Origin of the sequence: Paenisporosarcina antarctica, assembly GCF_004367585.1 — a bacterium.
Taxonomy (GTDB): domain Bacteria; phylum Bacillota; class Bacilli; order Bacillales_A; family Planococcaceae; genus Paenisporosarcina; species Paenisporosarcina antarctica.
Map to the genome: position 1 here is coordinate 3175128 of NZ_CP038015.1, position 12026 is coordinate 3187153.

13 protein-coding genes are annotated in these 12026 nt (G+C 37.1%); 3 read left to right on the plus strand and 10 right to left on the minus strand.

The window, feature by feature from the left end; all coding sequences use genetic code 11:
• Positions 1-27: 27 nt before the first annotated feature.
• Positions 28-1449, plus strand: a complete 1422-nt coding sequence (nhaC, locus tag E2636_RS15260) for a Na+/H+ antiporter NhaC (protein WP_134210974.1) — start codon at positions 28-30, stop codon at positions 1447-1449.
• 176 nt (positions 1450-1625) lie between these two features.
• On the opposite strand, the gene E2636_RS19090 is transcribed toward nhaC, so the two are convergent.
• The 7 genes from E2636_RS19090 to E2636_RS15290 all read right to left on the minus strand — a co-directional run bounded on the left by E2636_RS19090 (position 1626) and on the right by E2636_RS15290 (position 7637).
• Positions 1626-1802: a hypothetical protein gene (locus E2636_RS19090; RefSeq protein ID WP_166669545.1), complete on the minus strand. Its 177-nt coding sequence runs from the start codon at positions 1800-1802 to the stop codon at positions 1626-1628.
• A gap of 74 nt (positions 1803-1876) precedes the next feature.
• Positions 1877-2137, minus strand: a complete 261-nt coding sequence (locus E2636_RS19440; RefSeq protein ID WP_322789594.1) for a transposase — start codon at positions 2135-2137, stop codon at positions 1877-1879.
• Between the two features lie 464 nt (positions 2138-2601).
• A complete protein-coding gene (locus E2636_RS15270; protein WP_134210975.1) occupies positions 2602-3870 on the minus strand; it encodes a helix-turn-helix domain-containing protein in 1269 nt (422 codons plus the stop codon).
• Positions 3871-4081: 211 nt separating this feature from the next.
• Positions 4082-4831: an amino acid ABC transporter ATP-binding protein gene (locus E2636_RS15275; protein ID WP_134210976.1), complete on the minus strand. Its 750-nt coding sequence runs from the start codon at positions 4829-4831 to the stop codon at positions 4082-4084.
• Positions 4832-4866: 35 nt separating this feature from the next.
• Entirely contained in the window at positions 4867-5526 is a 660-nt protein-coding gene (locus tag E2636_RS15280; RefSeq protein WP_134210977.1) for an amino acid ABC transporter permease, read from the minus strand.
• A gap of 43 nt (positions 5527-5569) precedes the next feature.
• Positions 5570-6724 carry a saccharopine dehydrogenase family protein gene (locus E2636_RS15285; RefSeq protein WP_134210978.1) on the minus strand — a complete coding sequence of 385 codons (1155 nt, stop codon included), beginning with the start codon at positions 6722-6724 and terminating at the stop codon, positions 5570-5572.
• Positions 6725-6815: 91 nt separating this feature from the next.
• Positions 6816-7637, minus strand: a complete 822-nt coding sequence (locus tag E2636_RS15290; RefSeq protein ID WP_134210979.1) for a transporter substrate-binding domain-containing protein — start codon at positions 7635-7637, stop codon at positions 6816-6818.
• 387 nt (positions 7638-8024) lie between these two features.
• Between E2636_RS15290 and E2636_RS15295 the strand changes: the two genes are divergently transcribed.
• Together E2636_RS15295 and E2636_RS15300 are read left to right on the plus strand one after the other, a co-directional pair.
• Positions 8025-8165: a PH domain-containing protein gene (locus tag E2636_RS15295; RefSeq protein WP_407670258.1), complete on the plus strand. Its 141-nt coding sequence runs from the start codon at positions 8025-8027 to the stop codon at positions 8163-8165.
• A gap of 107 nt (positions 8166-8272) precedes the next feature.
• Complete coding sequence (locus E2636_RS15300) at positions 8273-9004, plus strand: BsuPI-related putative proteinase inhibitor (protein WP_134210981.1); 732 nt, start codon at positions 8273-8275, stop codon at positions 9002-9004.
• Between the two features lie 182 nt (positions 9005-9186).
• On the opposite strand, the gene E2636_RS15305 is transcribed toward E2636_RS15300, so the two are convergent.
• From E2636_RS15305 to E2636_RS15315, 3 genes are all read right to left on the minus strand, one after another.
• Positions 9187-10461: a TRAP transporter large permease gene (locus E2636_RS15305; protein ID WP_134210982.1), complete on the minus strand. Its 1275-nt coding sequence runs from the start codon at positions 10459-10461 to the stop codon at positions 9187-9189.
• Positions 10462-10463: 2 nt separating this feature from the next.
• A complete protein-coding gene (locus E2636_RS15310) occupies positions 10464-10934 on the minus strand; it encodes a TRAP transporter small permease (protein WP_134210983.1) in 471 nt (156 codons plus the stop codon).
• Positions 10935-10998: 64 nt separating this feature from the next.
• Entirely contained in the window at positions 10999-12000 is a 1002-nt protein-coding gene (locus tag E2636_RS15315; protein WP_134210984.1) for a TRAP transporter substrate-binding protein, read from the minus strand.
• Positions 12001-12026 lie beyond the last annotated feature (26 nt).

Below are 12026 nucleotides of genomic sequence, written 5' to 3' on the forward strand. Positions count from 1 at the left end.
TGAAATTTGGGGTTGGGGGAAACAATTATGAAAAAAGAAATGTCATTTAAGGTAGCAATTATTCCACTGGTTATCATGATTGCAGTCATGTATTTTACGATTGTAAAACTTGAACAAGGACCGCATATTCCACTTATTGTTGGAACTTGCGTAGCAGCTCTCGTTGCATGGCGCAGTGGATATACATGGAAAGAAATTGAAGAAGCGATGTATAAAGGGATTCGTCTTGCATTACCCGCTGTCATTATCATCATTCTCGTTGGTTTAACAATTGGTTCTTGGATCGGTGGCGGCATTGTTGCGACGATGATTTATTATGGATTGAACATTATCACGCCATCACTGTTCCTTGTATCGATTACGGCAATATGTGCGATTGTATCATTAGCAATTGGGAGTTCATGGTCGACAATGGGGACAATTGGTGTCGCTGGTATGGGGATTGGATTAAGTATGGGTATCCCTGCACCGATGATAGCTGGTGCAATTATTTCCGGGGCTTATTTCGGGGATAAGTTATCACCTCTTTCAGATACTACGAATCTAGCAGCTGGTTTAACGAATACAGATTTATTTGTACATATCAAACATATGCTCTATACCACAATTCCAGGTATTACTATCGCATTAATAGTTTATTTCATCCTTGGTAGGAAGTTTGGTAAAGATGGGGTAGATACAGCTGATATCGGTCAAACTATAAGTGTTTTGAAGGAAAGCTTTGTTATTTCACCATTTCTGTTATTGATTCCTTTACTAGTTATTATCTTAGTTGCCAAAAAAGTACCTGCAATTCCAGCGTTAATAGTAGGAATTTTACTTGGATTCTTATCACAGATTATCATTCAAGGTGGATCCATATCAGGTGCTGTTGGCGCTCTTCAAAGCGGTTTCTCTATTGAAACCGGTAATGAAATGGTGGACAATTTGTTTAATCGAGGCGGATTGGACTCGATGATGTATACAGTTTCAATGACGATTGTGGCCATGACTTTCGGGGGGATTCTTGAACATACAGGAATGCTTAAATCGATTGTCAATCAAATTTTAAAATATGCGAAGTCTGCTGGAAGTATTGTTGCTTCAACGGTTGTCTCGTGTTTTGCTACTAACGCTACTTGTTCAGAGCAATACATATCCATCGTGGTACCTGCACGGATGTATGCAAAAACGTACCGCGACAAAGGCCTTCACTCGAAAAATTTATCACGAGCGCTTGAAGATGGTGGAACTTTGACATCCGTTTTCATCCCATGGAATACTTGTGGTGTATTCATTCTAGGCACACTCGGCGTTCATGCCTTTGACTATGCTCCCTATGCAGTTCTAAACTTTGCTGTTCCAATTATTTCAATCATTTATGCAATGACAGGATTTACAATTGCTAAACTGTCAGAAGCTGAAATGATACAAGTAAGAAAAGAAGATGCAACAACTGTAGATGCTTAACAATAATAGTTTTTAAATTCGAAAAGGAAAGTTCACTAATATGTGAACTTTCCTTTTTTTCATTTACTTTCCTAAGCGGATCTTTGTCAAAAGACGTCGGTGAAGAATTTTAGTCGGCTATAATTGATTGATTGATTTGTCATGGGACTGTCCAGAAAATTAGTAAAAATGACTTTTTATGGCAGGCTTTTTTTATGTAGTTTTTCAAGTATCCCGTTGCTTTCCGCGGGCACGACTTCAGCCTCCTCGTCGCGAAAAACACGTGCTCCTGCGGTTACTCGTCGCAAATGAATTGTGAACAATTCGTTTCCTGTGGGGTCTTCAGCTCGTGCTTTTTCCGCCGGAGTCGCCATCTTGCACTCCAAGCAACTAAAATTGGATAAGAATATATAAATTGCCTGATCCAGTGACATGCTTAAGAGTAGGATTATGCTACTTTTGAGCGTAGTTGTTTTTGTTCGCTTTGTTTAACATCTGGTTTTAATTTAAAGGGTAAATAAAGACGGTTTTTGTAATTCCGGAAATTTCTATATCCATAAGCGACACGATTCAATACGTTGATTTTATTGTTAGTCCCTTCAATTCTTTCGTTATTGTAAGGGTAAATAAAGCTGTTTTCTATGAACGGAAGATGTTTTCTTAACGTTTTTAAAGGAGTAGCTTCCAGTAACGCTTCAGGCGACGGTATTTCTTCCTATTATCAGGTGGATCTGTTTTAAGTTTATTCATAATAGTAATACGACATTTATTCATAGAGCGATTTCATTAATTGAACTAGATGAAATGGGTCAATGATAATATTCGCTTGCGATAACTCTATTCTCTTAGCTGATTGCAGTGCAGAGCGGCGACTCCGGTGGGATTAGCGTGACAGGTGAAGACCCCACAGGAAACGAATTGTGCACAATTCGTTTGCGACGAGTAACCGCAGGAGCATTGATTGTTTTCGCGACGAGGAGGCTCACCGCACGCACCACGGAACGCGTCCGCTCGGAACGGAAATCAACGTGTATCAAGCTTTTTTGTTTCATAGATATTTATAAAAAAATAACATTAGTGAAATTCCATCCCTTTCTCCTGTTTTATCGAGAAGGAGATTTTATTTCACCAACGTCATATAGTGTACAACCTCCCAACCAACATATAGTTTCTCTATTGATATATAGGCATATTGAGTTCGTAAACTGTTCTTGGTCGTCCTTGTTGATATGTCATTTCTTCTCCAACTACTTTTACATAACTGTGATCAACGAGTTTTTTAAGAATCCGTTCAGTAGAACGACGTGTTACCTGCAGATAATCTGCGAGGTCTGCCGCTGTAAAATGAAGCATTTGTCTTGATTTACCAAATTCCATAATTTTCGAGAGATTTGCAGGGCTCAATTTCGTTTTCTTTGCCACTTCTAGGAATTCGGGTTGAGCCACTATTAAACTATGTTGTTTTCGTTCATTAGGAAACGGTCCTTGTAATTCTTTTTTTTCAGTCAAGATGTATCCGCATTTTTCGTCACTATCTTTTTCAGCAAAATGAAGCGCTACTTTGGCATTTAAATCGGCTTCCGTAATTGTTATTCCGTAGCCAAATCCAATGAATATACTGTCTTGCCATTTATCAAAGAAATCCGCTAGTACATTTTGGTTCATCAAGGCTTCAATATCACCTTTAGTGCTATATAGGATAAATGATGTTTCATCCATCTGCTGAATGGATGCGTGAATTTCGAGTGCAAATGCTTCAACATATTTTAGTTGTAAACGATGTAAATGAGGGAATGAAATATAACCTACAGAAACTTGGGCAGATTTACTTCTATATAGTTCTGCTTGAGTTTTAGCTTCTTGCAATCCTCGGATCAACGTCAGTCTTGGATCTGCCATCTTTAGAGTAGGGATGCCCAAGTCTTCTAATCGCTGACAGACAGCATGAACACTTGTTAAAGCTAAATCAATGGAACCTTTCTTCCAAAGTGTATGATGAAAATCGACTATTTTCTCCACATCAAAATGACTCTCTAACATCTCTCTATAATCCATAATGCGTAATGGCTTAACCTTGAAATTCATGTCGGACAATACATTTGTCACAATTGATGAATCCATAAGATCGATGGAAAGTCGCTTCAAAGAAATTTTATAATTATATAAAATAGACAGTAAAGAATAGGCGAATGCCATTTCATCTTGAGCTAAATAAAGCGAAGGAATTGTCAATTTCTCTCGCTCTCCTTTTGAAGAATAGTAAGGAAATGCGCCAGAATAAAAGACGATATCGCAAGGCTTTAAACTTCTGATAAGCTTACCCGCTTCACTCGGATCTTGATACATATAAGGAACAATCTCAATACCAGAAATATTGGACCCTTCTATAAGAATTCTATCTATAAATTCTTCAGAACCTATTACAGCTATTTTTATTTTCATATTTCAACTCCTTCAATCATTATCTATATATATTAAACGTCTATTTAACGACTAACATAACAATTTCGCGAGTAATTGAAAAGCAATTCGCACTATTCAATAATTTTACACACACTTAAATTCCAGCAATTATACTAACTGCTGGAATTTAAGTATTGACTATACACTTGCCTTTTACATCTGAAACATATACTTACTACTTCAATTGTCTTTACTCTACTTTTGACAAAAACTTTCTAGTTCTCTCTTCTTTTGGAGACTGAAAAACTTGTTGTGACGTTCCTTCCTCAACAATTAATCCGTTATCCATAAAAACGACTCTGTCGGCGACATCTTTTGCAAAGTTCATTTCGTGTGTCACGATTACCATAGTCATTCCTTCTTGAGCCAAGTCTTTAATAACCTGTAATACCTCTCGGACGAGCTCAGGATCAAGGGCGGAAGTAGGTTCATCAAAAAGCATGACCATTGGATTCAATGCTAGCGACCTTGCTATCGCCACTCTTTGCTGTTGACCACCTGACAATTGAACAGGATAGTGATCACAACGATCTCCAAGCCCAACTTTAATGAGTTGTAATTCAGCCAACTTTCTAGCCTCATCTTTACTGGCTCCGTGTATGGCAATTGGACCTTCCATTACATTTTCTATGGCTGTTTTATGAGGAAACAGATTGAACGATTGAAAAACAAAACCAGTTCTTTTCCTTAATTCTCTTATCTCTTTCTTTCGTTTTCGATCTATTTTCCCACCTGCAATTACTCTGTATTCACCAATTTGAATGATTCCCTCAGTAGGCTCTTCTAAGAAATTTAAGCAACGTAACAAAGTTGATTTTCCAGAGCCACTTGGTCCCATTATGACGACGACTTCGCTTTTATTTATTTCCAAATCGATTCCTAGTAATACATCATTTAATCCAAAGCTTTTTTTCAAATTATGAATTTGAATAATACTCATGGGTATCTCCTCACACTAGTATTTTTCAAATATTATTAAGTTCGCACTAAGTATTTGGAAGTTTTGGTTTCCAATTTGTCTAATATAGTTGTGAAGAACGTAATTAACACCCAATAGATTGCAGCAGCTACTAAATAAATAGTAAGTGGTTCAAACGTTTTTGCAATGATCAAACTCGACATTTGCAATAATTCCGTAACCGTAATAACTGATACGAGTGAGGTATCTTTAATAAGCACGATAAATGAGTTTGATAATGTAGGAATTGCGATTCGCAAGCTTTGAGGTAAAATAATTCGTAATAAAGCTTGTGAATAAGTCATCCCCATTGACATTGAGGCTTCCATTTGTCCATTATCAACAGCAAGTATTGATGCTCGAAAAGATTCAGATAGATAAGCACCTGCATTTAAACTTAAAGCCAATATCCCTGAAGATATCGGATCTAAAGCAATACCTATTTGAGGGAATCCATAGTAAATAACGAATATTTGTACAAGAAGTGGAGTTCCTCGGATAATAGATACGTAGGCACTAGCAACTCCGTTTAAAATCCTTACTTTTACTATTCTTACGATTGCCGTAAAAAACCCAATCACCAGGGCGATAATAATAGATATTGCTGCCAAGAAAATAGTCATTAGCGTAGCTTTAAGTAGGGATGGCAATGAATCTATTATTATTGTTGCGTCCATATAACATCCTCCAGTCAGACAAGCTACAACATGGATACAAAACTTACTCTAAATTTTCCTCTTTGTAAGTAATTTCAATTCCTAAACTGTTTAATTCATCTAAAAATGGTTGAAAACGCTCCCTAACAATTAAGCTCTCTATTGGAATAACACCAGTCTCGGTAATTTTTTTTAATGCAATCCATTTAGCCGTTAACGCTGCTGGAATAGCAGTCGTTTTAGCCATGGAAGTGATTTTCCGTTTATGATCATATAAATCAACCATTTCCCATGTATGTTTGATTGATTTTCCAGCCTTGATCCCACTTACCTCTACCCTCATCACAGTAATATCTTCATTGGACGCCCCAATCATTTTTGGGGCTAGAATTCTTTCTGCAAAGGCTCGAGGAGTAGTCGTTATTCCATGAACTACAATAGGATTATTATCGAGAAATCCTAATTCACTTAAAACATTCATTTTTACCCAATGCCCAGGATAGCGAACTGTTTTTTCATATAGATTTTTCACTCGATCCTTTAAAATGAATGCGGTACTATGAGCATCCGTAATAACCGATTCACAATCACCTACTGGATTTGGAAAAGTAATTTTTTCTAATCCAGAAAGAGGAGGGTACTCAACAAGCTCCCCGTTTTCAACTGCCATGGCTGGTTTTGTATAGAGGCCCAAAACACTTTCAAGACGAAAAACAACTTGATACCATAGAGGCGGGACTGGATGTCTCGGAATACCGCCGCAACTCATAACTGCATCGACAGCTTCATCTAACATCTCGATACCTTGCGCGGCTAGAAAATTCGTTATTCCTGGAGCAACCCCACAACCCGGTATAATTATGACTCCTGCCTCTTGTGCAATTTTATGCAATGCCATTTTATCTGTAAACCTAGACCCTACAAGATCCACTAAGTGACATTTTGATGCGATTGCAGCTTTTATAGCTACCAGGCTCAAAGAATGCGGGAGACATGCTACCGCTACATCTGCACCTATTAACAATTTCGCGATTTCTTCTTCCGTTTCTAACGAGGCTATTTTCCCAATCACTTTGGGGTTATTTGCTATGCCCAAACACTTATCAATGCTCTCTTGGTTTATGTCAATAACCGTTATTTTTTTTAAATCTTTAAACTTTGCAATTTCACTGACTACTGTCGTACCAATCATTCCCGTCCCTAAAATGACGATATGCAAAATTACCGCCCCTCCCTATCCATGTTTTTACGGGTATTGAAATGATAAAATAGAGGAATGAAATTTTCACTTTGATCCTTCATTAGTAAAATTACATTTCTAAAGGCTCTGTTCCGAACCATTTTTTATAAATTTCAATGTATGTGCCATCCTCTTTCATTTCACTTAATGCTTCATTTACCTCTGTAATAAAGTCTTCGTTTCCTTTATTAACTGCCATCCCAATTTCGTCTCTATTTACAATATCGCTCGCAATTTTTAAAGGAAGATTTTGTTCCTTAATATTGTAGCTAATTAACAACTGATCATTAATAATAACGTCTAATCGTTTATTCTTAAGATCTTGAATATAATCACTTACTGCTTTGTATAATATGACATCCGCACCATCGACGGTGTTTGCAACTTCTTCAAAAGTTGTCCCGCCGCCAACGCCAACTTTCTTCCCTTTAATATCCTCAAGTTTAGTAATATCGTTCGTTTCCTCGCGAGTGATTAATACCGAGCCAGTAATAACGTATGGGTCAGTAAAATCAACACTTTTTTTCCGTTCTTCTGTTACGGTCATTTGTCCAATAACAATATCGAATTTATCAGCTTTTAGACCACCAATTAAGCCATCCCACTTTGTCGCAATAAAATTGACTTCAACACCTAATCTTTTAGCAATTTCATTGGATATATCTACGTCAAAACCTTGGAAATCATCTTTGTCATCTAAGAAATTAAAAGGAGGGTATGTGCCTTCGAAAGCAACATTTAGTACTTTAGATTTCTCCATACGATCTAACACGGTTTTACTACTACTTTCTTTTCCAGCATTTACAGCAACCGTTTTTTCTTCTCCTCCGCAAGCTGCAATAATACTAATTACAAAAAGAGTGATAATAACTAAAATTAGATTCTTTTTCATCTGATTTTCCCCTTCTCTCTAAAATATTCTTATTTTTTCTTAATCAAATAAAAATAAGGGGGCCAACAGAATAAAATCCCATTTAACTCTCCTATAGTTAGATTCTACCAATCTCCCATATAAATGTATAGTCTGAATTTACAGAAAAATATATTAATTTACAGTAATCCACATTATTTCACTAATTATTAGCTAAAATATATCCGATTATAACTGCACTTAATCTTTAGGAAGAAATGGGATTTGGTTTTAGAATGCTCACTGCTTTTGTTTATGAGGGGTAAATCGATTACGGAGACTTAAGAATTAATCAAAGGACTTAATACGATTCGCGAAATCTACTCTTGCCATTAACATCTCCCACCTTCTAAAATATGCACTTATCATTTGCTTTATTCAGTTCATGATTTGCCATTTGAAGAAGCGAAAATTGCCTACAAAACCATTCGTGATGTTGTTGTAATTACAAATAAACGACTAATCATCACCGACCGTCAAGGACTGACAGGTAAGCAAGTGGAAGTTTAATTACACTATGCTCAACTAGAGAGCAAGCATTATTGAAACTCCTTCAATTATTCTGTAACATTTTTTTCGTTATTACAGTCTAATTATTGTAAAGAGGAGATATATATATGAAACGAAAGTGGATATTTATATTATTTTTAACCCTTATAGCCATTTTATTGGCAGGTTGTGGAACGACAAAAAATGATACGCAAGAAGATGTCAATGGTAGTGATAATGATAACGGAAATGAAATCGTTGCTGGATCAATCGTTCCAAATATTTCAGAAGGAATGCCAGAGAATAAGTATCATTACGTCTTTTCCCTTAAAAATAATACAACAGACGTAGTAACATTGAATATGAACTCGTCACAGTATTATGATTTTCATTTAAAGGATAATAAAGGTACAGTCGTTTACACCTATTCTGATGATAAGATGTTTACTCAGGCGTTAGAACAAAAGATAATTAAGCCAGGTGACTCTCTACTTATGGACTTGGATCTGACAGAAGGTCTATCCACATTAGAACCAGGAACCTACACAGTTGAAGCATGGTCAACTGCTAACGAAGCTGAAGACTGGATGGCCTCAACTGAAGTTACCTGGGATGGCGCGAAAAACGAAGATTCGTCAGCCGAAGAAAAGCTAGTGGTAGAGGAAGCTCGTGTAACGTATGTAGGACTTCAAGATTTGAACTCGATTGAAGTCACAAACGAACAAAATGAAACAGTAGCTATGAGACTGTCTGAGACAGCTAAACCGTTTTTTGATGACTTAGAAACAGGAGCAAAAATCACCGTCTTTTATGTCGTTATTGATGGACAAAAGGTGATTCAAACAGCCACTAAAGACTGACCGTACTCTATATAGTATCTTACGAAAAATAATGCTTTTCTTTTTATACTCATTCGTATTCGTAAACTCAAAAAAGGTTACACACAGTTCACTTGTGTGTAACCTTTTTTACTACATATGAGAATCCCCCATCCTTGAAAAACCCCTACATTTAATAACCCTATAGTTCCTATTCAAATCACTTAATTTGCAAGCCCCACCAAAAATAAGCTGATGCTCGGTATAAATGAAATGATAATAACATCAATTACCATAATTACGATGAATGGAACAATTGCTTTCATTAAACTTTCAAATTTTGTCCCAGCTATATTGGCTGCCACAAAAAGGTTTATTCCTACCGGTGGTGTAATAAAACCGATGGCCAAATTAACAATCATGATAATACCAAAATGCACTAAGTCGATTCCCAATGCACTAACTATTGGCACAAGAATTGGTGTTAATATAATGATGGCAGCTGAAGTTTCCAAGAAAGCACCACAGATTAGCAATATAGCATTAATAATTAGTAGAGCGATAATCCAATTCGTAGTGACTCCAAGCATCGCTTCCGTTAATTCAGCAGGAATTCGTTGTCTCGTTAAAAAATATCCGAAAACAGAAGCACCAGCAATAATGAACATTATGACGGCTGTAATTACGACTGAAGATGAGAATATTTCCATTAAATCCTTAATTTTAATCTCTCGGTAAAATACCACTCCCACGATTAAGCCATATACAACCGCTACAACAGCCGCTTCAGTTGGTGTGAAAATGCCGCCATATATGCCGCCTAATATAATGACTGGCATTAACAAGGCTAATAAAGAATCTGCTAAAGCTTTAAAGAAATCCCTAAAATCAAATTTTTCTCCTCCACCATACCCTTTTATTAGAGAAATGACATAAACCAAAATGATAAGTGAACCTACCACTAAAAGACCAGGTAGGATTCCCGCAATAAACAAACTGCTTACTGATACTCCAGCAGTGACACCATATAAAACAAGAGGGACGCTTGGAGGAATCATGACACCAATCGTTCCTCCAGCAGCTTGCACGGCCGTGGAAAAACTCTTATCGTATCCTTTTTTAACCATCGCAGGTATTAACAGTCCTCCAACAGCCGCGGTAGTAGCTGCAGCTGAACCAGATATGGCCGCAAAAAAAGCACAAGCCACAATGGATACAATAGCTAACCCTCCTTTGATTCGACCGAAAATGACGTTAGCCAGATGGATTAATCGTCTAGATATTCCTCCGCTCTCCATTAGCTTGCCGGCTAATATAAAGAAAGGGATAGCCATCAATGGAAAAGAATCTACCGAATTGAACATCCGCTGCATAATAACTATTAACGAAACGTTTCCGTCAATAAAAAATATGAGTGCAGATGCCAAACCTAAAGCAACCGCAATCGGAACATTGATCAAAAATAAAACAATTAACAACACAAATAACAGTATCGCCATGGTCAGACACCCCCGCTCTTATAGTCTTTAGTGAACTGAGATGCCATATTGACAATTAATATAAAGCCACTTAACGGAATGACTAAGTAAATAATCCCCATCGGTATTCTTAATACCGGTGACAATTGCGACATGGATTGGATAGCCAAATCATATCCTTGAACAACCATTAACAAGAAAAACATGAGGCTCGCAATTGTCGCTATCACATAAAGAGCTTTTTGGAATGGAAGTGCAAACAACTTCACGAAAACCTCCATGCCGATATGGGCTTTCATTGACATGGCAAAAGCAGCACCTAAAAAAGTAAGCCATACCAGACAATATCTAGCCAATTCTTCCGTCCATGCTAGAGGTTGTTGTAATACAAACCGAAAAATAACTTGTAAAAAAACAGCAATAACCAATACCGCTAAAATCACATTTAGAAAATGTTTTATTGTTACATTCATATAGTTAATATATCTAGCCATATCTTCCCTCCCATATAAAAAAGAGAGAAAAATTCTCTCTTTTTTATTACACGTATATTTTCATTTATTGAGCGTCAAGAATACGATTCAACAATTCCTGATATTCAATTGTGTCATATACAGGCTTAACGGCCTCCTGGAAAGGTGTAAGGTCGACATCTTCAATAATTTCAACACCATTTTCTTTTAGTGTTTTAATTGATTCTTTTTCCATTTCAACAATGAGGTCGCGTTCTATCTCTCCAGCTTTCTGTCCTTCTTCAACAACAATGTCTCTCAATTCTTCAGGTAATTTGTCATACGTTTGTTTGCTCATCATGAATATAGCTACAGAATAGACATGTCCAGTTAAAGTCATGTATTTTTGTTTCGCTTCATAGAGTTTGAACTGATCTGCAACGATTGCCGGATTTTCTTGTGCATCAACAACTCCTTGTTGAAGTGCAGTAATGGCTTCTGTCCATGCCATAGGCGTTGGTTGTGCCCCTAGTGCCTCAAATGCAGCAAGATGAATTGCGTTTTCCTGCGTTCTGATTTTTAGTCCTTTTAGATCTTCAGGAGTATTAACTGGTCGTATACCATTTGTGATATGACGATAACCGTTTTCCCCCCAAGAAAGACCCATGATTCCGTTTTCCTCCATCTTCGCAAATAACTCATTCCCAATTTCACCTTCTAGGACTTTTACTGCTGATTCGCGATTTTGGAAAATGAATGGAACATCGAGAACACCTAATTCAGGAACGAAATTGGTAACGGGTGCAGTTGAAGATACAACCAAATCAACCGTTCCCAGTGTCATTCCTTCAGTCAATTCTCGTTCTGCTCCAATTTCACTGTTAGCAAAAACTTCGATAATTACTTGCCCATTGGTACGCTCTTCCACATTTTTTGCCATTTCTAAAAATGCTAATTGGTAAGGGTGACTATCTGGCAACGAATGTCCCGCTTGTAATGTGTAAACTTTATCAGGATCCGCAGCCTTCTCATTACCCGAATCTCCGCACGCTGTTAACGTTAATGCAGCAGCTAGCATTACTGAAATAAAACCGATTTTTCTTTTCATAATTCTTCCCCCAAGGTTTTATTAGT

Excerpts from the sequence above, each read along its gene's own strand:
- nhaC (WP_134210974.1), top strand. The coding sequence starts at position 28 with ATGAAAAAAGAAATGTCATTTAAGGTAGCAATTATTCCACTGGTTATC.
- E2636_RS19090 (WP_166669545.1), bottom strand. The coding sequence starts at position 1,802 with ATGGCGACTCCGGCGGAAAAAGCACGAGCTGAAGACCCCACAGGAAAC.
- E2636_RS15270 (WP_134210975.1), bottom strand. The coding sequence starts at position 3,870 with ATGAAAATAAAAATAGCTGTAATAGGTTCTGAAGAATTTATAGATAGA.
- E2636_RS15275 (WP_134210976.1), bottom strand. The coding sequence starts at position 4,831 with ATGAGTATTATTCAAATTCATAATTTGAAAAAAAGCTTTGGATTAAAT.
- E2636_RS15280 (WP_134210977.1), bottom strand. The coding sequence starts at position 5,526 with ATGGACGCAACAATAATAATAGATTCATTGCCATCCCTACTTAAAGCT.
- E2636_RS15290 (WP_134210979.1), bottom strand. The coding sequence starts at position 7,637 with ATGAAAAAGAATCTAATTTTAGTTATTATCACTCTTTTTGTAATTAGT.
- E2636_RS15300 (WP_134210981.1), top strand. The coding sequence starts at position 8,273 with ATGAAACGAAAGTGGATATTTATATTATTTTTAACCCTTATAGCCATT.
- E2636_RS15305 (WP_134210982.1), bottom strand. The coding sequence starts at position 10,461 with ATGGCGATACTGTTATTTGTGTTGTTAATTGTTTTATTTTTGATCAAT.
- E2636_RS15310 (WP_134210983.1), bottom strand. The coding sequence starts at position 10,934 with ATGGCTAGATATATTAACTATATGAATGTAACAATAAAACATTTTCTA.
- E2636_RS15315 (WP_134210984.1), bottom strand. The coding sequence starts at position 12,000 with ATGAAAAGAAAAATCGGTTTTATTTCAGTAATGCTAGCTGCTGCATTA.